The organism is Fluviirhizobium alvei (assembly GCF_030551875.1).
GTDB lineage: Bacteria > Pseudomonadota > Alphaproteobacteria > Rhizobiales > Rhizobiaceae > Rhizobium_E > Rhizobium_E alvei.
The window spans coordinates 154,161-173,590 of the sequence record NZ_JAUOZU010000009.1; the positions used below are offsets into that span (position 1 = coordinate 154,161).

Genomic DNA, 19,430 nt, shown 5'->3' on the forward strand with positions numbered 1-19,430 from the left:
GGCCAATCCATGGAGATCAAACGACTGACGGCGGAAGAGCTCGACGCCCGGATCGCCGATTTCGCCGCCCTGCTGCATGCCTGCGTCAGCGAAGGCGCAAGCGTCAATTTCATTGCACCATTTACCATGGCCGATGCGGAATCCTTCTGGCGCCGCAAGGTTCTGCCACGTCTCGGGGAGGGTGGTCTCGTGCTTCTCGCGGTTGTTATGGAGGGCAGGATCGCCGGATCGATCCAGCTCGATTGCGATACGCCGCCGAACCAGCCACATCGCGCCGATGTCAAGAAGGTGCTGGTCCATCCGGATTTCCAGCGCCGGGGAATTGGCCGGGCCATGATGTCGGCCATCGAAGAGGAGGCGCGGCAGCGCGGTCGCTGGCTGCTGACGCTCGATACCCGCAGCGGCGACAAGGGCGAACCGCTCTATATCGGTTCGGGCTATCAGGTCGCGGGGATCGTCCCCTACTATTCGCGCGATGTCCACCGACCGGCCTTCGACGCGGCCACGTTCCTCTATAAACTCATGCCATGGGCGCCGATGGACACTGCCGCAAGCGGTCCAGCCGGTGCCGGAAACAGCATTGCGGGCTGATTGGTAGGCAGATATATCAGAAGGCGCAGTGCCGGGTCGTCCGAACTGCCGCCCTGATCCTGCCGTTACTGGAGACCTCCATGTCCGACCGCGCTTTCACCGTCATCGAAAACCAGTGGATCACGCTGAAGGACGGAACCCGCCTTGCTGCGCGCATCTGGATGCCGGACAACGCCGAAAATGATCCCGTCCCGGCCGTGTTCGAATTCCTGCCCTATCGAAAGCGCGACGGAACGAGCCCGCGCGATGAATCGACCTATCCGGTGTTTGCGGCCGCAGGCATTGCCGGCGTGCGTGTCGATATCCGCGGATCGGGCGAATCCGATGGCGTCATCGATGGCGAATATACGAAACTTGAGCTCGCCAATGCCTGCGAGTTGATCGGCTGGATTGCCGAACAGCCCTGGTCGAACGGCTCTGTCGGCATGATGGGCATCTCCTGGGGTGGCTTCAACTCGCTGCAGGTGGCGGCCCTGCGGCCGCCGGCGCTCAAGGCCGTCATTTCGATCGCTTCGACCGTCGATCGTTTTAATGACGACATTCATTACAAGAACGGCACCCATCTCTCCGCACAGCTGTCCTGGGCTGCGACCATGCTCGCCTATCAGTCTCGCTCGCCGGATCCCGAACTCACGGGTAATCGCTGGAAGGACATGTGGCTGGAGCGGTTGGAGAAAGAACCCTTCTTCATGGAGGAATGGCTCGAGCACCAGCGCCGTGACGATTTCTGGAAACATGGCTCGGTGTCGGAGAATTTTGCCGATATCGAGATCCCGGTTCTGGTGATCGCCGGATGGGCGGACGGTTATCGCAACACGCCGATCAAGGCGATCGAGGGACTGGGGCCCAAGGCCAAGGCGATCATCGGTCCATGGGTGCATAAATATCCGCATTTCGCCTGGCCGAAGCCGCGCGCCGATTTCCATGGCGAAGCCATCCGTTTCTGGAACCGCTGGCTGCGCGGCGAACAGAATGGCGCCGAAACCCTGCCGCAAGTCCGTGCCTATCTGCTGGAAGCCATCCGGCCGGCGCCGCGCCGCGAATTCGACCCCGGTCGCTGGATTGCTAAGGACCTCTGGTCGAAGCCGGAAGGCGCTTATCTGCATGTCGGTGCCACTGGCGCGCTCGGCTTCGGCAAGCCGACAGCCGCCGCCACGCGTGATGTTTTCCTGCGGTCGCCGCTCGACACCGGAACCGCTGCCGGTGAATATTTCACTCTCAAGCCGGATGTCGAAATGGCGATCGACCAGCGCAGCGACGATGCAGGCTCGCTCTGCTTCGAAACCGCGCCGCTCGCCAGCGATCTTGATTGCCTCGGCATGCCGGTTCTGACCCTCAAGGTGAAGTCCGAGGGGGAATTGGCCAATCTCTGCGCCCGCATCGTCGATGTCCATCCGGATGGAACCGCTTACCGCGTGGCCTTCGGAGTGCTCAATCTCGCGCATCGCAAGTCCAACGAGTTTCCCGAAAAGCTGGTGCCGGGCGAAGAGACGGAAATCCGCATGGAACTCGATGCTTGCGGCTACCGCTTCAAGCCCGGTCATCGCATTCGCCTGTCGCTTTCGACCGCCTATTGGCCGATGATCCTGCCGCCGCCTTCAGATCCGGGCCTGACCATCGATACGGCGTCGATCGAACTTTCCCTTCCCAAACTTGGCGAAGCGCAGGATGTGGTGGTCAAGGAACCGGACAATCCATCGCCGCTGCCAGATTACATCGAGCATGAGCCGGGCGCGACGCGGCGTTCCGTGACGCGGGATCTCTCGGGCAACCGCACCGAATACCGTATCTTCGAGGATACGGGCCTGCACGAACATCCGACCACGGGCCTTTCGACGCGCCAGATCCGCGACGAGCGCTGGACGATTTCACCCGAGGATCCGCTTTCGATGACGGGCCAGTCGGTCTGGACTTGCGACATGCAGCGGCCGGGCTGGTTCGTGCGCACAATTTCGACGGCGCGCATGATCTGCGATGCCGACAACTGGATCATCGCAGGTGAGGTGCTGGCCTTCGATGGCGAAGATCAGGTCTTCGCCAAGACCTTTGAAAAGGTCGTGCCGCGCGATTTGATGTAAGATGTTCAGCGGCTGCGGCGCGCGAGATTTTCGAGAATCTCCCGCGCCCGTTCGCCATCCTTGGCACCGACGAAGACATGGTCGTGGTAATAGGCCGCGACCACATTGGCGCTGATACCGTGCACGGTCAGAGCGCTGGCGATGGCCGCCGTCAGTCCCACCGCTTCCAGCGACGAATGGACATTGAGGGTGATCGCCCGCATCGGTTTGCTGGCGGCAAGCTTGGCCTGATTGGCGACCTCCTTTTCGACGATCAGCGTCAAGCCTTCCTTCTCGCGGAATGTGCCGAGCGGTTCGATGCCGGCGGGGATCGGCGTTCCTGGCGGCAGCGTTACAAACACGTAGGATTCGTCATGCAGTTCCGGCTGCATGTTGGCGAGGATATCTCCAAGATCGGTCTTGCTCGACATACGCTATCTTTCTTTCAGGCCAGCAACAGCAAAATGCCGACCACAATGAGGGAGCAGCCGGCAATTTCAAGGCGGTTGATACGCTCTCGAAAGATAAAGACGCTGGAAGCGAAGGTGAAGAGCATTTCCACCTGTGCCAGCGCCTTGACGATCGATGCCTGTTGCAGGGTCATGGCCATGAACCAGCCGAAGGATGCCGTTGCGCCGACAAAGCCGGTCGCAAGCGAGGGCTTCCAGGCTTCAATGATCTTCGCGAACTGTTCCCGCTCGCGCCAGCCCATGTAAAGCGCCATCGCGACGGTCTGGAGCAGGATCACGACGGCGAGTGTGACACCTGCCTGCATCACATAATCAGGGGCGGGCAGGGACGGCGCCAGCGACAGCGAGGCCGAGCGATAGGAGACGGCGGACAGACCGAAGAAGGTGCCGGATAGCAGTCCGATCCCGGCTGTCGGCGTGAGGACCGACGTGATGAGGCTGGCTGGTGTCAGCGTGCTGCGGGCCACCGAAATCAGCATTACTCCGGTCACGGAAATCGCAATCGCGAGGATGACGGGCAGGGAAATGCCTTCGCCGAAGAAGACGAGCGCAAAGAGTGCGGCCTGTGCCGGTTCCGTCCGTGAATAGGCCGTCCCGACCGCAAAATTGCGAAACGAGAACAGGTGGACGAGCAGAAAGGTGCCGCCGATCTGTGTTCCGCCGCCGATGATGGCCCAGGCCAGAAAATCCCAACCGGGTACGGGAAGAGGATGTCCCGATCCCAGGATCCAGATCAGGAGATAGAGAAAGGCGAACGGCAAGCCGAAGCCGAACCGCACGAAAGTGGCGCCGGTGGTGCTCAATCGACCCTTCAGATGCTTTTGCAGCACCGAACGCATGTTCTGAAGAAAGGCGGAGACAAAGGTGAGAAGGATCCAGGTAGGCATGCTGCCTGCCTAGCACCGGGACATGACGCGTGAAAGTCGTTTCGGGCGCAATCCGTTCTCTCTTTGGCAAAATTCCGCGCCACCGGCTTGCCAAAAATGAGGGCCGTGTCATAACGCGGGCATGACAGACAAAACGCTCCCGCCATCCCGCGACGACTTTGCCCATGTGACCGAATGGGTGTTCGATCTTGACAATACGCTTTATCCGCATCGGGTCGATCTGTTCGCGCAGATTGATCGCAACATGACGACCTACGTCGCCGATCTTCTGAACCTGGCGCCGGAAGAGGCCCGCAAGCTGCAGAAGCAGTATTATTTCGATCACGGCACCACGCTTGCCGGATTGATGATGAACCACGGCGTTGATCCGCACCATTTTCTCGATGCCGCTCACCAGATCGATTACTCGCCAATCCATGCCGATGCCAATCTGAGCGAAGCGATCAAGGCCTTGCCGGGACGCAAGTTCATCTTCACCAACGGAACCGTCCGCCATGCGGAAGCCGCCGCCCGCGCGCTCGGCATTCTCGAGCATTTCGAGGATATCTTCGACATCGTTGCGGCAGACTTCGTGCCCAAGCCGGCGGGGGCCACCTACGACAAGTTTGCCAGCCTGAACCGGGTCGAGACGAAGAAGGCCGCCATGTTCGAGGATCTGCCGCGCAACCTCGTCGTTCCCAAGGCTCTCGGAATGAAAACGGTGCTGATCGTACCGGAAAACGATGGTGCCACGCTCGAACGCTGGGAAGTGATGACGGAGGACGATGATCACGTCGACTATGTCACCGACTCCTTGTCGAATTTCCTGCGCGCCTTGCTTTGATCGGGCGTGGAATCCCGCACATTTCGTGAGATGAACCGACCATTCAGCCGCCATTCAGCCGGTCTCGCTATAAAGGGATCAACTTTGGCGGACCGAGAAACGGCCTGAGGCTTAGCCGGACCGCCCAGAGGACAAAGAGCAGCGCCCTTGGGCGCGCTCTCGTCATTCCCCAGGTCAGAAGGTCATCCCATGAACACCAGGATTGTTCTGCTTTCTTCGCTCGCTGCAGTCTTTGCAGTCACTTCGCTTGCGCCGGCTTTCGCGGCCGGTCCCGAAAAAAACGAAATGCGCATTCAGCGTAAAATCAAGCGCATGGATCTTGATGGCGACAAGCGTGTCTCCCGGCAGGAGATGGCCACCGCCATGCAACTCTCCTTCGAGACGGTCGACACCAACAAAGATGGCGGCCTGAGCCTCGCCGAACTCTCGGCCCAGAAGGCAGCCCTCAAGGCACAGCGCGAAAAACTGCGGGCCATCAAGGTCTCAACGGAAGTCAAGCCTGCTGTCCAGTTGCCGAAGGCGCTCACGAAGCGTTTTGCCAAGCTCGATGCCAATCATGATGGCGTCCTGACGAAGTCGGAATTCGCCAAAGTATCCGATCGCTTTTTCACCCGCCGCGACAAGAACAAGGACGGCTATATCTCGATGGACGATTACAAGTCCTGATCCGATTCTGACATGGATGCAGAAGGCCCGGGAAACGAACCGGGCCTTTTGTGCTACCTGTCAGGGGGCAGGCTTGGCATCGCCCGCGCCATTGCCGTTGGCATAGAAGGCCGCAAGGATCGAAAGCGCATCCTCTGCGGTTTCGACAAACTGGATCAGCTCCAGATCTTCGGGCGCGATTGTCCCGAAATCTGCCAGATGCTGGAAATTGATGATCGTTTTCCAGAAATCTTCCGCAAACAGAATGAGCGGTATCTTTGCCATTCGGCCGGTCTGCATCAGCGTGATCGCTTCGAACAGTTCATCGAGCGTACCGAAGCCGCCCGGAAACACCACAATCGCCCGCGCGCGCATGAGAAAATGCATCTTGCGGATGGCGAAATAGTGGAAATTGAAGCTGAGATCCGGCGTCACATAGGGGTTGGGCGCCTGTTCGTGCGGCAGGACGATGTTGAGGCCGATCGTCGGGGCACCGATTTCAGCGGCTCCGCGGTTGCCTGCCTCCATCACACCGGGGCCGCCGCCGGTCGTCACCACATATTCCTCGAAATTGTAACGTGCCGACCATTCCGCCACGCCGCGCGCGAATTTCCGCGCCTCTTCGTAATATCTCGAAGCCGCCTCGAGGTTGGCCTTCTGGACCGGTGTGCGTGCGGCTGTCGCTTCCGCCCCGGGAGCGGGAATGCGTGCACCACCGAACATGACGATCGTGGAGCGGATGTTGCGCTCCGCCAGGATCATCTCCGGTTTCAGAAGTTCCAGTTGCAGCCGCACCGGCCTGAGCTCGTCGCGCAGCAGGAAATCGGTATCCGCGTAAGCCAGCTTGTAAGTGGGAGAGAGCGATTGCGGCGTGCCTGGAATTCGCTGCGCCCGCAGCCGGTCGGATTTGCTCGAACGCAACACGTCGAAGACGCCGTCCTTGCGCCGCAAGCTGTCGGTTTTCCCCTTTGCCATCGTCATTCCCATCCGCTATAGACCCCCGGACCAGTCCGGGCACTTTCCCGGATAGACTAGCCCGCGAAGTTTAAGGAATTCCCATGAACGCTCACGATGCCGCCTCGCTTGAAAAGATCATTGAAGCCGCCTGGGAGAACCGCGATGCCGTTTCCACCGGCACGCGCGGAGAGATCCGCGATGCGGTGGAGCATTCTCTGAACCTTCTCGACAGCGGCAAGGCCCGCGTCGCCTCGCGTGGCGATGATGGCGTCTGGACCGTGCACCAGTGGCTCAAGAAAGCGGTTCTGCTCTCCTTCCGTCTCAACCCGATGGAAGTGATCAAGGGTGGTCCGGGCGATGCCGTCTGGTGGGACAAGGTTGCCTCCAAGTTCGATGGCTGGAGCGCCAACGAGTTCGAAAAGGCCGGCTTCCGTGCCGTGCCGAATGCCGTCGTCCGCCGTTCGGCCTTCATCGCCCGCAACGTCGTGCTGATGCCGTCCTTCGTCAATCTGGGTGCCTTCGTCGATGAAGGCACGATGGTCGATACCTGGGCAACGGTCGGCTCCTGCGCCCAGATCGGCAAGAACGTTCACCTGTCGGGTGGCGTCGGCATCGGCGGCGTGCTCGAACCGATGCAGGCTGGTCCCACCATCATCGAAGACAATTGCTTCATCGGCGCCCGCTCGGAAGTCGTCGAAGGCTGCATCATCCGCGAAGGTTCCGTTCTCGGCATGGGCGTCTATATCGGCAAGTCGACCAAGATCGTCGATCGTGCGACCGGCGAAGTGACCTATGGCGAAGTGCCGCCCTATTCGGTCGTGGTCGCCGGCTCCATGCCGTCCGACAAGACCATGCCGAACGGCCTTCCAGCACCAGGCCTCTACTGCGCCGTCATCGTCAAGCGCGTTGATGAAAAGACCCGGTCCAAGACCGGCATCAACGAGTTGCTGCGCGATTGATCGCTGACAGTTGCCGGGCCCCGGTTCTTTCGGATTGGGGGCTCGGATTGCACTTGCGGACGGGCCATCCGGCGCTATAGTTCACCCCGGTTACACAGCCTGGGTCGAAAATCATGAAAAGAATCATCAAGTTCGTCTATGCCGTCGGTCTATCACTGGCCGCATTCGGCCAGGCGCATGCTGATTCGGTAACGGTGGGTTTCCGCAATCCGGTGACGCCGGATGCCGAGTTGCAGACATTTCTCGCGGACCTGCGATCGGTTCTTTCGAAGCCGGGCGAAGATAGCTATGCCCAGCTTCAGGCGATGCTCGCACCGGAAGTCCGCACGTTTCAGCGCTCGCTCGATCCGTTGCAGGCCTGGAAGGAAAGCGATCCGATCGAGGATGGCGGCGAGGCAGCCTTGTCCGGCATGATCGATGTCCTGGTGGAGCAGGGAGAATTGCCCGAAGGTGTCGCCCAGCCGGACTATCGCCCGGATCTCCTGCGCCAGCTCGAGAGCATGGTGGTACCCGGCACTGTTATGGGCACCATCAAGGGTCTCCCGAAGACCATCTGTTCGCCGGCTGCCTACAGCTTCGATTACAAGCAGGTGATAGAATTCGCCAAGGCAATGGATGACAGTCCGGGCTCGCTGCGCTTCTTTACCCATGATGTCGATCTTCGTCAGGGCCCCGCACCGAAAGCCCAGATAGCCGGTCGCGTGCCGGCCAATACGCTGATGAGCTTCATCTACGATGCGAATGCGCCCGAGGGCTGGTCGCTGAACCAGGCATCGAATGGCGTCAAGGGCTACCTCGAGGATGGCGACGACATGCAGTCGCTCTCGCAAAATCATGTCTGTTTCGGCAAGGTCGGCGGCGAGTACCGGATCGTGGCGATCTTCGGTTACGGTCTCTGACAATGCAGCAACGGTTGCGCAACCCCGACATGATCTGGCTGTTGTTCAGCCCGTCCGGTCGGCTGTCGCGCCGCACCTATGGACTGGCGCTCTGCCTCTGGTTCGCCTTGCAGGGTATCGTTATCAGCCAGATGTTCGCCAACGAGGGTGAACAGACAGCCCTGGCTCTCTGGACGCTGGCGCTGGTCGGGATCATTCTCGGCTGGATCCTGTCGAGCCTGATGCTGACGGTCAAGCGCATGCATGATCTCGGGCTTCCGGGCTACTGGGCGTTGCTCCTCGCCCTGCCGGTGATCGGCCTTGTTACCATGATCGCGCTGATCTTCATGCCGTCCGATGGCCCCAACCACTATGGACTTTTCCCCGATGCACCCGGCCGCGATTGGTAAGTCAATGAACCGCTGCCGAACTTCAACTCCGCAACAGGCCATGTCATGAGCAAAGACCCGATCGAAAACCTCCGCCAACTCATTCGCTGCCCGTCGGTCACGCCGGCAGAAGGTGGAGCGCTGACGGCCTTGTCGGCACAGCTTTCGCCCTTGGGCTTCCATGTCGAACGGATGGTGGCTGAGGACGAGGATACGCCCGATATCGAAAACCTCTACGCGCGCCTTGGCAGCGAGGGGCCGCATCTGATGTTTGCGGGTCACACCGATGTCGTGCCGGTGGGGGACGAAGAGGCTTGGAGCCACCCGCCTTTCGCTGCAGATATTGCCGGCGGCGAGATGTATGGCCGCGGCGCTGTGGATATGAAGGGTGGTGTTGCCTGTTTCACAGCCGCCGTTGCGCGCTACATTGAAAAGCATGGTGCTCCAAAGGGGTCGATCTCGTTCCTGATCACCGGCGATGAAGAAGGCCCTGCGGTCAATGGAACCATCAAACTTCTGCAATGGGCGCATGAGAAGGGCGAGCGCTGGGATGCCTGCCTGGTCGGCGAACCGACCAATCCCGATGAGTTGGGAGACATGATCAAGATCGGTCGCCGCGGCTCGGTTTCCGGTACGGTTACCGTTTTCGGGGTGCAAGGCCACGTTGCCTATCCGCATCTCGCAGATAATCCCGTTCGTACGGCGCTTGCCATGGCTGGCGCGCTGATGGACCCGCCCTTCGATCACGGCACGGATGATTTCCAGCCATCGAACCTCGAAGTCACGAGCCTCGATACGGGCAACCGTGCGACCAATGTCATCCCGGCCAAAGTCAGCTTCGCCTTCAATATCCGTTTCAACGATGCCTGGACAGCAGAGAGTGTCATGGCCGAGATCGTGCGCCGCCTCGATGCCCAGACGATCGGCAGTCATCGCGGTGGCCGTGGTCCGGCCCGCTATGAGATCGTCTGGGCGGAGCGTCCGAGCCATGTATTCCTCACCCGTGACGATCGGCTGCTTGCCTCGCTGGCGTCCGCCATTCGTGACAAGACCGGCAAGGAGCCGAAGCTTTCCACCACGGGTGGCACGTCTGATGCGCGCTTCATCAAGGATTACTGCCCGGTGGTCGAGTTCGGTCTCGTCGGTCAGACCATGCATATGGTCGATGAGAGGGTTCCGATTGCCGATCTCGAGGCGCTGACCCGCATCTATCTCGCCTTCATCGAGCGTTGGTTCGCTGATGCCGCGGCTTGAGGAGGTCGAACATTACCTGCGCGGAATCGTTATGCTTCTGCGCGGTAATCCCGAAGGCATGCTTTGGCTGGATATTTCCATGCGTGGGTTCTGGCGATCCTGGTGGGCGGTGCTGTTTGTGCTGCCCCCGGTTTTGCTTAACTGGGTCGCTTTCCGCATTGTCTATCTCGATCAGCTGCCGGCTGGTGCCCGGCTGCCGGACTATTTCTATCTCAAGCTGCTTCTCGTTGAGGCCAGCGCCTGGATCGTACCGGTCGTCGCCATTGTGCTGCTTGCCAAGGCATTGCGCCTGCAGGAATGGACGATCATCGCCCTGCTGGTCGCAAGCAACTGGCTGTCAGTGCCGATCCAGTGGCTCTATTCGATCGAAAATCTGGTGCAGTTCCTGTTCCCGACCGCCTATGATGCGGCAGGAATCTTCTTCCTGGCCTTTCTGACCCTGTCCCTGATCGCGCATTATCGGGTTTTTGCCGTCATCAGCGCACCGGACCGGTTATCGCCCTTCGCCATCGTGCTGGTGCTGTTCTTCGTTTCTTTCTACACCCAGTACCACGTCATGTTGCTGACGGGCCTGTGGTCGCCGTCATGACGGGTCGTCTTCGAACCGAAGCAGTTCGGAAAGATCACCATAATCGACCCTGAGAAAGAACAGGCCCCAGGGTGGCGCCACCGGACCGCAGCGCGTGCGGTCCTTCGCTTCGAGCGCATCGCGAACGTCTTCCGGCGTCCAGCGCCCTTCGCCGACCATCTTCAACGTGCCGGCAAAGGAGCGGATCTGGTTGTGCAGGAAGCTCTGTGCCGAGGCGCGGATTTCCACCACCTCTCCGACCCGGCTCACATCGATCCGTTCCATCGTGCGGTTCGGGTTCTTCGCCTGGCAGTGGGAGGAGCGGAAGGTCGTGAAGTCGTGATGCCCGACCAGCATCTGGGCTGCGGCATGCATCGCCTCATGATCGAGCGGCTTTTTCACATGCCAGGCACGTTCGGCTTCCAGAGCCGTCGGCGCCAACCGGTTGACGATGCGATAGAGGTAGTGACGCTTGGTGGCGGAAAAGCGGGCATCGAACGTCTCGTCGACCTTCTCGGCCTCGAGAATGGCAACGCGCTCATTCTCCATCGCGAGATGGGCGTTGACCCCATTCGCCAGCGTCTGCGCTTTCCAGTCGCGCGAGAGATCGGCATGACAGACCTGCCCGCAGGCATGGACACCCGTATCGGTGCGGCCGGCTGCCTTGAGAGAGACCCGGTCGCCGGTCATGGCAAAGATTGCCTTTTCGATCGCACCCTGAACCGAATGACCGTTATCCTGCCGCTGCCAGCCGACATAGGGCGTGCCGTCATATTCGACCAGCATGCGGAAACGAAACATCAGCCGACCCTCGAACCAACCGGCAGCGTCGTCCCGCGGCAGAATTCCGCCGTCTCGAGTGCCTTGCCGCCAGCGCGTTGCAGGCGCATCAGCCGGATTGCACCCTCGCTGCAGGCAATCGCAAGCCCTTCATCGAGAACGGTGCCGGGCACAGCTTCGCCCGTGGCCAACTGGCTGCGCAGAACCTTGATCCGCTCCGCCTTGCCGCCGATCTCGGCCTCGAACCAGGCGCCGGGAAACGGCGACAATCCGCGAATACGGTTATGCAATTCGATTGCAGGCTGGTTGAAATCCAGTCGAGCCTCTTCCTTGCTGATCTTGGCGGCGTAGAGCACGCCTTCATCCACTTGTTCGGAAAGCGGCAGGTCATTCTGCTCCAGACGATGCATGGCCTCGACCATCAGCATGGCGCCAACCTCGGACAGGAGATCATGCAATTCGCCAGCCGTCATATCGATCGGGATCTCGACCTCCTCGGACAGCGCGACCGGGCCAGTGTCGAGCCCCTTGTCCATCTTCATGATCATCATGCCGGTCCTGGCATCACCGGCCATGATGGCGCGCTGGATGGGGGCCGCGCCGCGCCAGCGCGGCAGAAGCGAGGCATGGCCATTGTAACAGCCGAGCCGGGTTCCATTGAGAACGGCTTCCGGCAACAGAAGCCCGTAGGCGACGACCACTGCAACATCCGCATCAAAGGCCTTGAACCGCTCGACATCGTCCGGATTGCGGAAGTTGAGCGGATTGAGGACCGGAATACAGAGTTCTTCGGCGAAGCGATGGACGGGGGAGGGCGTGAGTTCGAGACCGCGCCGGCCCGCCGGCCGCGGCGGTTGCGAATAGACGGCCGCGATCTCGTGTCCTGCATGGCTGAGCGCCCGCAAGGTCGGCACCGAAAAATCCGGCGTTCCCATGAAAATGATGCGTAGGCTCATATACCGGGCTCCCTCGAATGCATCCAGCATACGTACCAGCCGACCTCTGGCCGTACGAGCCGCAGTCAGGCAGGTCTGATCAGATCTTGGCCTTTGCAGCCTTAGTGAAGCGCTTGATCACCATCTCGCGCTTCAGCCGCGAAATATGGTCAATGAACAGAACGCCGTTCAGGTGGTCGATCTCATGCTGAAGGCAGGTTGCAAGCAATCCGTCAGCTTCGACAAGATGCTCCTTGCCATCCAGCCCAACATGCTTGACGGTGATCCGGGCCGGCCGCTCGACTTCTGCATAATAGGCGGGGATCGAAAGACAGCCTTCCTCATAGGTCGAGCGATCATCCGAAAAGGCGAGGATCTCGGGGTTGATGAAAACCTGCGGCGCCTTGTCTTCACCCTCACGGGAAAGATCGATGACGAGCATGCGCTTCGGTATGCCGACTTGAATGGCAGCAAGCCCGATTCCGGGCGCGTCATACATTGTCTCGAGCATATCGTCGGCGAGCGTTTTCAGCTCGTCGTTGACGGTCTCAATGGGGGCCGATACCTGGCGAAGCACCGGATCAGGCAGGATGATAAGCGGCTTGATGGTCATGCCGCCTCCATATTACAGCTCCGGGCGGCATGCAATATTTGTGAGCGCCAATTCCCGCCCGGTATTCCGATCAACGATCCCCTCAGGCGGCGTGGCTGCTGTTGTACGCGCGGCTGTCTTGCCGGCGCTCCTGCCCCCTGGGAAGGGTTTGCGCCGGGCGAGAGGGGTCACGCGTTCTGAAACCGCGCAACGCCATCGTCAGTCGCTCAACCTCGTCCGTCAACTCCTTGATCTGTGTCGAGGTCCGGTCAACCATGCTCGCATTCTGCTGCGTAATCGTGTCCATCTGTCCGATGGCGCTCGATACTTCGCCGAGACCGGATGATTGCTCGCCCGTTGCAGCGGCAATGCCGGAGATGATCTGTTCCAGTTCCTGGATACGTCTGATGATGTCATTGAGCGATTCACCGGATCGATTGACGAGTGTGACGCCGGTTTGCACCTGACTGACGCTCTCGGCTATGATGGTCTTGATCTTCCGGGCCGCCGCCGCCGATCTTTGCGCGAGTTCGCGCACTTCCTGTGCGACCACCGCAAACCCTCGCCCTGCTTCGCCGGCGCGCGCGGCTTCGACGCCGGCATTCAACGCCAGAAGGTTGGTCTGGAAGGCGATTTCATCAATAACGCCGATAATCGTGGAAATTTCGGTCGAAGAGCGTTCGATCGCACCCATGGCTTCCACGGCATCCGATACGATTGCTCCGGACGACTGTGCGACGGTCAGGGTCTCGCTCGTCACATCGGATGCCTTCCGAGCGCCACTGGCCGTAGCCGTCACGCTTTCGGACAGTTCGTGCAACGCCGCCGAACTTTCTTCCACACCCGCAGCCTGTTGCTCGGTTCGGCCGGCAAGCTCGCGCGTCGATTGGGAAATATCACGCGAGGTGCTCAGAATTTCCTCCGCGGATTGACGCACCGTCGATATCGACATCCGCAAGGCTTCGATCGCGCTGTTGTAGTTTTCAACCATGCCGCTGTAGTTCTCCGGCAGATCGTCTGGCAGCCGCATCTCAAGGTCACCGCCTGAAAGGGCCGATAGAATGGTACTGAGGCGGTCGAGTGCCTCCTTTTGCTCCTCTTCGCCCTTGCGTCGGGCCCTTTCGGACTCCTCGCGTCTTTGGGCCAGTTCATCAAGGTAGACGCTGATCGCATAATCCATATCCAGGAGAGCTGCCTTGACGATCACCGAGACCTCACCGGCCAGCTCGTGTGCCTTGCCCTTTCCGAACATTCCCGGCCAGTGCTTCTCCATGGTGCTGTGGATCAGCTGTTCAAGCACGAGGGCGTATCCTGCGATGTACCAGCGAGGCTCGAGGCCAATGCGCGCATGTGCCTTGCCGATTGCGGTCACGCCCTGAACATAGTCCTTGTTCAAGGAGCCGCTGGTAATGAGTCCCCAATGTTTCGACTGCAGGTTTTTCGCGCCTGAGATGTGGCTGTCGTCTCGGAAAAATCTGGCCGTATCGGGCGTTGCGCGGACTTTTTTATAGAATGTGTCGAGTGCCGGCCCGATGCTCTCTTGCACCAAACCCTGCATACTGCGCAGCTTCCCGACGGCTTCTTCGTTCAATCCGAGAAAGTCCAGGCGTTGTTTCAGGGTTTCAAGATCTGCCGATTCTGAGTGCATGGCGAAACTCTCTTGGGTTGCGGCGCGGCGAATGCCACTGTGCGATGTTTCGATAATGTTCAATTAGAGGTAAATTATGTATTTAAAATTCACTACGTTATCTTAGTAAAAACTGAAAATCGTCAGTTCAAGGAAAATTAGGTAATAAAAACAACTCAGAAAAAGTCGGCGGCTTACGCAGCCTCGAAAAAATCACTCTCATAAAGAGAGTGAGGCACTTCTAAATCGCTAAATAATAAGTGTCACGCGTTTGCAGGGAGCTTCTTGAGAGGAACCTGTTTCGGGTATGATTGTCTTTGTGACGACGATTGTTCACGGTTTGATCTATCCTTGCCGCTGCGGTATGCTAGACGTATTGACCTTCTCTTTTCGGGCGACCCAATGGAACTGATCGGATCATTGACCAAGACAGTATCGCCAGTCGGTTTGGCCGTGGTGGGTGGAGCCCTGACGCTCCTCGTCCTGATCGTCGTTGTTCTTGTTGTTAGGGGGAGGCGGCAGGACCGGCGGGCGGAAGAAGCTGAAACACAACTGGCCAGCATCCTGCATGCGCAGATGGAGATGCAGGGCCGTATCGCTGCCATGACCCAGGTATTCTCGGCGCGGCAGGCGGAACTTAACCAGGGGATCAACAACCGCATCGATGGCATGACCCAGCGGATTGGTCAGACCATGTCGGAACAGGCCCGCGCCACGCATGAAAACCTTCGCGCATTGCAGGAACGCCTTGCGGTCATCGATAGTGCGCAGAGCAACATTCGCTCCCTTGCCAGCGATATTGTCGGCCTTCAGGCCATTCTTTCCAACAAGCAGACGCGCGGCGCCTTTGGTCAGGCGCGCATGGAGGCCATCATAGCAGATGGCCTGCCGTTGGGCGCCTACGAATTCCAGTCGACCCTCTCCAACGGCAGCAGGCCCGACTGCCTGATCCGCATGCCAAACGGTCAGCCGTCGCTGGTGATCGACGCCAAGTTTCCGCTCGAGGCCTGGAATGCGATCCGGGATGCGGATGCTGATGCGAGTGCGGCGCGCCAGCAGTTTCGGCGCGATCTGGAGTTTCACGTCAAGGCGATTGCGGAAAAGTATCTGCTCAAGGGCGAGACCCAGGACACGGCCCTGATGTTCGTTCCATCGGAGTCGATTTTTGCTGACATTCATGAGAATTGCGAGGCGCTGGTGCAAAAGGCGCATCGTCTGCATGTCGTGATCGTCTCGCCTTCGCTGCTGATGCTTTCGGTTCAGGTAATCCAGTCCGTATTGCGGGATCAGCGCATGCGCGAGCAGGCCCATGTCATTCAGGGCGAAGTGCTGCACCTGATGCAGGATCTTGGCCGGCTTGATGAGCGGGTGCAGAAACTCCAGAGCCATTTCTCCTCTGCCCAGCGCGATGTGGAGCAGATTGCCATCTCCACCTCCAGGATCGTCAAGCGAGGCCAGCGTATCGAAAGCCTCGATTTCACGACCCCGGCGGAGGAACAGTCGGCCCCGCTTTCCGAGGCGAAGGCTGCTTCCGTTCGCAACGAAGGGCATGTTGGCCAATTGCGTTTCCGCATCGTCGATGAGGAATGATCGCGCCTGTCTTCCATATTCAAGGGTTGTTGCGTCCGGCGCGTGATTGGCTCTAGAAGCAGGATGGGAAACATCGAGGAATCCACAAAATGATCACCGTGCTCGGCTCCATCAATATGGATCTCATTGCCAACGTGCCGCGTCTGCCGCGACCGGGCGAAACGGTCACCGGCCATGCTTTTGCAACAGCGCCCGGTGGCAAAGGTGCCAACCAGGCGCTTGCGGCGCGCCGCGCCGGCTCGGTGGTGAAAATGGTGGGCGCTTGCGGTCAGGACGCCTTCGCCGAAGAGGCGCTGTCGCATCTGAAACGTGCCGGTGCCGATCTCACGCTGGTCCGCTCCGTTCCGGGTCCGACCGGTGTGGCGCTGATCTTCGTGGGCGATGATGGCGAAAATGTCATCTCGGTCATTGCTGGCGCTAACGGCACCGTCAGTGTCGATGAGGCATCGAGCGCAATCGCCGCGATGAAAGCGGGCGATAGTCTGATGCTGCAGATGGAAATTCCGCGCGAAACCATTAAAGCCGCGCTGGTCCAAGCCCGGGCGGCAGGCATCCGGACGATCCTGAACACCGCACCGATGACTGATGATGCCATCGAACTGGCTGCTCTGGCCGATATCGTGATTGCAAACGAAACCGAATTCGAGCTGCTCTGCGGCAAGTCCGGCCTCGATGCGATCGCGCGCGAGGCTGAAATGCTTTCGCTGGCTGCCCAGCGCAACCAGATCCTCATTGTGACGCTGGGCGCGGATGGTGTCGTGGCGACCGCAGAGGGCAAAATCGTGCGCGCCAGGGGCCTGGTGATCGAACCGGTCGATACGGTCGGGGCCGGCGATACGTTCTGCGGTTATCTTGCGGCGAGCCTCGAAAGCGGCATGAGTCTGGAACGGGCGCTGCGCCGGGCAGCCGTCGCGGGTTCGCTTGCCTGTACGCGACACGGTGCCCAGCCATCGATACCGGAAGCGGGCGAGGTAGATGTGGCTATCGGCTGAGGGGCGAGTGGGCAAATATCTTGCCGGGCCGGTGGTTAGCCGGCCCTTACGCGGCCTTGACGTAAAAAATTTGTATATAATTTTCGCCTAAATTTAACGAATGCAAAATTAAAACCTCAGATAAGCCGTTCAGTTCGCTGCCGGCAAACTCAACCTGTCGTGTCGAAAGAACGCGGCAACGCTGAAGTCTTCTGAGGTCAAAATGAAACGCAATAGCTCCAAATCGCTTGCGACCAAGCTTCTTCTGGTTACCGGAGCAACCATTGGTTCGCTGCTCCTCGTCTCCAACTTCCTTGTGATTTCGCAGACGCGGGATCGGGTTGGCAGTCTCATTTCCTCCCAGGCGGAAACGGAAGCCAAATCGATTGCAGCGGGCATTGCGGCTGAAACCGGAGAACTTGCTTCTGCAGCTCGTACCATGATGGGTGTGGTTGGACGAATGCATGCCGAGAAATCCACTGATCGCGTCGGCATCATCAACATGCTCAAGGCCAATCTCGAACAGCACCCGATGGCGTTCGGGAGCTGGTTCGCCGAAGCGCCGAAAGCCTTCGATGGGCAGCAGGAAGAGCTGAAGAACCGCAAGGATCTCGGAGCCAACGAGGACGGCGCTTTTTCGCCCTACTGGTCGAAGGACAAGGCGGGCGAAGCCATGTTCAGCACCTTCAAGGTCGATTACAAGGCAGAATGGTATGCGCTTGCTGCGCAATCCATGAAGGGGGCGATTACCAAGCCCTATATCGCCGAGGGCACCGACGTGCCGACGGCGATGTCGTCGCTCGCCTATCCCGTCATCTCCGGCGGCAAGCTGATCGGCGTTGGCGGTGTCGATATCTCGCTGGCGACGCTCTCCCAGCGCCTGTCAGCAATGAAGCCGTTCGGCAGCGGCCGCGTGATGCTGGTATCGCAGGACATGAGCTGGCTCGTGGCTCCGAATGCCGACCTGATGATGAAGCCGTATGAAGCGGAGGGGGCTGACAAGCTGAAGGCAGCCCTAGCCAGCGGCACGTCCGCATCCATTCCTGATCTTGTCGGTGCCGATGAGGAAACCTTCACCCGCTTCGTCTATCCGTTTGCACTCCCCGGCGTGAATGCCAACTGGGTTCTTCTTGTCGATGTTCCGAACTCTGTCCTTGTCGGTCCGGTTCGCGAACAGACGATCATGATGATGATCGGTGGCGTCTTGCTCCTGGCTGCTGTGCTCTGCGGCCTCTATCTGGCGGTGCGCAGCTTCGTCAGCCGTCCGCTGAAGAGCCTTGTCCGCGACGTCGAACGTCTGAATGCCGGTGCATTCGACCAGCCGGTGGCCGGCCAGGATCGCGGTGATGAAACCGGCGCTGTTGCGCGCGCGCTCGAAGGCTTCCGCCATCAACTCGCCGACAACAAGCGACTGGAAGCAGAAGCATCCGATGCCCGCGACCGTTCCGAGCAGGAGCGGAATCGCACCGAGTTCGAACGTGGCGAGAATGCCCGTGTCCAGCGCTTTGTCGTCGAGGAAGTCGGCCGTGCGCTCGAGCATCTGTCGGCCGGTCAGCTGGATTTCCGCATTTCGGCAGAGTTCAGCGGCGAATATGCCGCACTGAAGCAGCATTACAACAGCGCGCTCGATAGTCTTGAAGAGACCATCCGCATGGTCAATCAGGCGGTGGAGAATATCGGCCTTGGTACCGGTGAGATCTCCTCGAGCGCCAATGATCTTTCGCGTCGCACCGAGCAGCAGGCGGCACAGCTCGAAGAAACGGCTGCCGCTCTCAACGAACTGACAGAGCAGGTCAATTCAAGCGCCGAGAACGCCAGGTCTGCCGCCGGTGCAGTCGAGGCCGCGACCCGCGATGCCGAGAAATCCGGAACCGTGGTCGAGACCGCCATCTCCGCCATGCATGCAATTGAAACCTCGTCTGGTCAGATCACCAACATTATCAGCGTCATCGACGAGATCGCCTTCCAGACCAACCTCCTGGCGCTGAATGCCGGCGTCGAAGCGGCTCGTGCCGGCGATGCAGGCAAGGGCTTTGCGGTGGTTGCGCAGGAAGTTCGAGAACTGGCCCAGCGTTCGGCCAATGCCGCCAAGGAAATCAAGGCGCTGATCAGCGCCTCCGAGCAGCAGGTGCAGGAAGGCGTGACCCTCGTTGGCCAGACCGGCACCACCCTGCAAGCTATCGCCAGCCAGGTCACCTCGATCAACAGCCTGATCCGCATGATCTCGACATCGGCCAGTGAACAGGCCGTGGGCTTGAAGGAAATGAACGTCGCCATGCACCAGATGGATCAGGTGACCCAGCAGAATGCCGCGATGGTCGAAGAAACCACGGCGGCCTCCATGGCACTGAACGAACAGGCCGAACAGCTTCGTTCGCTGGTGTCGCGCTTCCGCGTTTCGGGCGCCGGCGCCCAGAACCTGCGTGGCATGGCCCAGCGCATGCGGGCTTAGGCCTG

19 protein-coding genes are annotated in these 19,430 nt (G+C 59.8%); 12 read left to right on the forward strand and 7 right to left on the reverse strand.

Going from position 1 to position 19,430, the window contains the following annotated elements; translation table 11 throughout:
- The first annotated feature begins 9 nt into the window (after positions 1-9).
- Positions 10-591: a GNAT family N-acetyltransferase gene (locus Q4481_RS14450; RefSeq protein WP_304377097.1), complete on the forward strand. Its 582-nt coding sequence runs from the start codon at positions 10-12 to the stop codon at positions 589-591.
- 80 nt (positions 592-671) lie between these two features.
- A complete protein-coding gene (locus Q4481_RS14455; RefSeq protein ID WP_304377098.1) occupies positions 672-2,669 on the forward strand; it encodes a CocE/NonD family hydrolase in 1,998 nt (665 codons plus the stop codon).
- Between the two features lie 5 nt (positions 2,670-2,674).
- Here the strand turns inward: Q4481_RS14455 and Q4481_RS14460 are convergent, their stop codons facing one another.
- Positions 2,675-3,079: an ACT domain-containing protein gene (locus Q4481_RS14460; protein WP_304377099.1), complete on the reverse strand. Its 405-nt coding sequence runs from the start codon at positions 3,077-3,079 to the stop codon at positions 2,675-2,677.
- Between the two features lie 14 nt (positions 3,080-3,093).
- On the reverse strand, positions 3,094-4,005 hold the full coding sequence (locus Q4481_RS14465) for an EamA family transporter (RefSeq protein ID WP_304377100.1): 912 nt from the start codon (positions 4,003-4,005) through the stop codon (positions 3,094-3,096).
- A gap of 121 nt (positions 4,006-4,126) precedes the next feature.
- Between Q4481_RS14465 and Q4481_RS14470 the strand changes: the two genes are divergently transcribed.
- Entirely contained in the window at positions 4,127-4,828 is a 702-nt protein-coding gene (locus Q4481_RS14470) for a pyrimidine 5'-nucleotidase (RefSeq protein WP_304377101.1), read from the forward strand.
- 189 nt (positions 4,829-5,017) lie between these two features.
- Positions 5,018-5,494, forward strand: coding sequence for a CREC-EF hand family protein (locus Q4481_RS14475; RefSeq protein WP_304377102.1), 477 nt, complete (start codon positions 5,018-5,020; stop codon positions 5,492-5,494).
- Positions 5,495-5,554: 60 nt separating this feature from the next.
- Here the strand turns inward: Q4481_RS14475 and Q4481_RS14480 are convergent, their stop codons facing one another.
- Positions 5,555-6,448 (reverse strand): LOG family protein, encoded by an 894-nt coding sequence (locus Q4481_RS14480; RefSeq protein WP_304377103.1) that lies wholly within the window; start codon positions 6,446-6,448, stop codon positions 5,555-5,557.
- Positions 6,449-6,531: 83 nt separating this feature from the next.
- Between Q4481_RS14480 and dapD the strand changes: the two genes are divergently transcribed.
- From dapD to Q4481_RS14505, 5 genes are all read left to right on the forward strand, one after another.
- Positions 6,532-7,389 (forward strand): 2,3,4,5-tetrahydropyridine-2,6-dicarboxylate N-succinyltransferase, encoded by an 858-nt coding sequence (dapD, locus tag Q4481_RS14485; RefSeq protein ID WP_304377104.1) that lies wholly within the window; start codon positions 6,532-6,534, stop codon positions 7,387-7,389.
- A 113-nt stretch (positions 7,390-7,502) separates the two neighbouring features.
- Positions 7,503-8,288 carry a hypothetical protein gene (locus Q4481_RS14490; protein ID WP_304377105.1) on the forward strand — a complete coding sequence of 262 codons (786 nt, stop codon included), beginning with the start codon at positions 7,503-7,505 and terminating at the stop codon, positions 8,286-8,288.
- Between the two features lie 2 nt (positions 8,289-8,290).
- The gene (locus Q4481_RS14495) at positions 8,291-8,677 is read left to right on the forward strand and encodes a DUF805 domain-containing protein (protein ID WP_304377106.1); all 387 of its coding nucleotides are present in this window, start codon (positions 8,291-8,293) and stop codon (positions 8,675-8,677) included.
- 45 nt (positions 8,678-8,722) lie between these two features.
- A complete protein-coding gene (gene dapE, locus Q4481_RS14500) occupies positions 8,723-9,910 on the forward strand; it encodes a succinyl-diaminopimelate desuccinylase (RefSeq protein WP_304377107.1) in 1,188 nt (395 codons plus the stop codon).
- Entirely contained in the window at positions 9,897-10,499 is a 603-nt protein-coding gene (locus tag Q4481_RS14505; RefSeq protein WP_304377108.1) for a hypothetical protein, read from the forward strand. Before dapE ends, Q4481_RS14505 begins: the two co-directional genes overlap by 14 nt.
- Here the strand turns inward: Q4481_RS14505 and truA are convergent.
- The 4 genes from truA to Q4481_RS14525 form a co-directional block, all read right to left on the reverse strand.
- Positions 10,494-11,279 (reverse strand): tRNA pseudouridine(38-40) synthase TruA, encoded by a 786-nt coding sequence (gene truA / locus Q4481_RS14510; RefSeq protein ID WP_304377109.1) that lies wholly within the window; start codon positions 11,277-11,279, stop codon positions 10,494-10,496. The two genes, Q4481_RS14505 and truA, sit on opposite strands and share 6 nt — an antisense overlap.
- On the reverse strand, positions 11,279-12,214 hold the full coding sequence (gene fmt, locus Q4481_RS14515) for a methionyl-tRNA formyltransferase (protein ID WP_304377110.1): 936 nt from the start codon (positions 12,212-12,214) through the stop codon (positions 11,279-11,281). Before fmt ends, truA begins: the two co-directional genes overlap by 1 nt.
- Before the next feature lie 79 nt (positions 12,215-12,293).
- The gene (gene def / locus Q4481_RS14520) at positions 12,294-12,806 is read right to left on the reverse strand and encodes a peptide deformylase (protein WP_304377111.1); all 513 of its coding nucleotides are present in this window, start codon (positions 12,804-12,806) and stop codon (positions 12,294-12,296) included.
- Between the two features lie 82 nt (positions 12,807-12,888).
- Complete coding sequence (locus tag Q4481_RS14525; protein WP_304377112.1) at positions 12,889-14,433, reverse strand: globin-coupled sensor protein; 1,545 nt, start codon at positions 14,431-14,433, stop codon at positions 12,889-12,891.
- Positions 14,434-14,814: 381 nt separating this feature from the next.
- On the opposite strand from Q4481_RS14525, the gene Q4481_RS14530 reads away from it, so the two are divergent.
- From Q4481_RS14530 to Q4481_RS14540, 3 genes are all read left to right on the forward strand, one after another.
- Positions 14,815-16,002, forward strand: coding sequence for a DNA recombination protein RmuC (locus Q4481_RS14530; RefSeq protein ID WP_304377113.1), 1,188 nt, complete (start codon positions 14,815-14,817; stop codon positions 16,000-16,002).
- An 89-nt stretch (positions 16,003-16,091) separates the two neighbouring features.
- Positions 16,092-16,994 (forward strand): ribokinase, encoded by a 903-nt coding sequence (locus tag Q4481_RS14535; protein WP_304377114.1) that lies wholly within the window; start codon positions 16,092-16,094, stop codon positions 16,992-16,994.
- Between the two features lie 202 nt (positions 16,995-17,196).
- Positions 17,197-19,425 carry a methyl-accepting chemotaxis protein gene (locus Q4481_RS14540; protein ID WP_304377115.1) on the forward strand — a complete coding sequence of 743 codons (2,229 nt, stop codon included), beginning with the start codon at positions 17,197-17,199 and terminating at the stop codon, positions 19,423-19,425.
- Positions 19,426-19,430: the final 5 nt, after the last annotated feature.

Bases quoted from the DNA above. Each gene is read 5' to 3' on its own strand.
- truA (WP_304377109.1), bottom strand. From the start codon at position 11,279: ATGTTTCGTTTCCGCATGCTGGTCGAATATGACGGCACGCCCTATGTC.
- Q4481_RS14475 (WP_304377102.1), top strand. From the start codon at position 5,018: ATGAACACCAGGATTGTTCTGCTTTCTTCGCTCGCTGCAGTCTTTGCA.
- Q4481_RS14455 (WP_304377098.1), top strand. From the start codon at position 672: ATGTCCGACCGCGCTTTCACCGTCATCGAAAACCAGTGGATCACGCTG.
- Q4481_RS14540 (WP_304377115.1), top strand. From the start codon at position 17,197: ATGAAACGCAATAGCTCCAAATCGCTTGCGACCAAGCTTCTTCTGGTT.
- Q4481_RS14480 (WP_304377103.1), bottom strand. From the start codon at position 6,448: ATGGCAAAGGGGAAAACCGACAGCTTGCGGCGCAAGGACGGCGTCTTC.
- dapD (WP_304377104.1), top strand. From the start codon at position 6,532: ATGAACGCTCACGATGCCGCCTCGCTTGAAAAGATCATTGAAGCCGCC.
- Q4481_RS14505 (WP_304377108.1), top strand. From the start codon at position 9,897: ATGCCGCGGCTTGAGGAGGTCGAACATTACCTGCGCGGAATCGTTATG.
- def (WP_304377111.1), bottom strand. From the start codon at position 12,806: ATGACCATCAAGCCGCTTATCATCCTGCCTGATCCGGTGCTTCGCCAG.
- Q4481_RS14460 (WP_304377099.1), bottom strand. From the start codon at position 3,079: ATGTCGAGCAAGACCGATCTTGGAGATATCCTCGCCAACATGCAGCCG.
- Q4481_RS14465 (WP_304377100.1), bottom strand. From the start codon at position 4,005: ATGCCTACCTGGATCCTTCTCACCTTTGTCTCCGCCTTTCTTCAGAAC.
- dapE (WP_304377107.1), top strand. From the start codon at position 8,723: ATGAGCAAAGACCCGATCGAAAACCTCCGCCAACTCATTCGCTGCCCG.
- fmt (WP_304377110.1), bottom strand. From the start codon at position 12,214: ATGAGCCTACGCATCATTTTCATGGGAACGCCGGATTTTTCGGTGCCG.
- Q4481_RS14525 (WP_304377112.1), bottom strand. From the start codon at position 14,433: ATGCACTCAGAATCGGCAGATCTTGAAACCCTGAAACAACGCCTGGAC.
- Q4481_RS14535 (WP_304377114.1), top strand. From the start codon at position 16,092: ATGATCACCGTGCTCGGCTCCATCAATATGGATCTCATTGCCAACGTG.
- Q4481_RS14470 (WP_304377101.1), top strand. From the start codon at position 4,127: ATGACAGACAAAACGCTCCCGCCATCCCGCGACGACTTTGCCCATGTG.
- Q4481_RS14450 (WP_304377097.1), top strand. From the start codon at position 10: ATGGAGATCAAACGACTGACGGCGGAAGAGCTCGACGCCCGGATCGCC.
- Q4481_RS14495 (WP_304377106.1), top strand. From the start codon at position 8,291: ATGCAGCAACGGTTGCGCAACCCCGACATGATCTGGCTGTTGTTCAGC.
- Q4481_RS14490 (WP_304377105.1), top strand. From the start codon at position 7,503: ATGAAAAGAATCATCAAGTTCGTCTATGCCGTCGGTCTATCACTGGCC.
- Q4481_RS14530 (WP_304377113.1), top strand. From the start codon at position 14,815: ATGGAACTGATCGGATCATTGACCAAGACAGTATCGCCAGTCGGTTTG.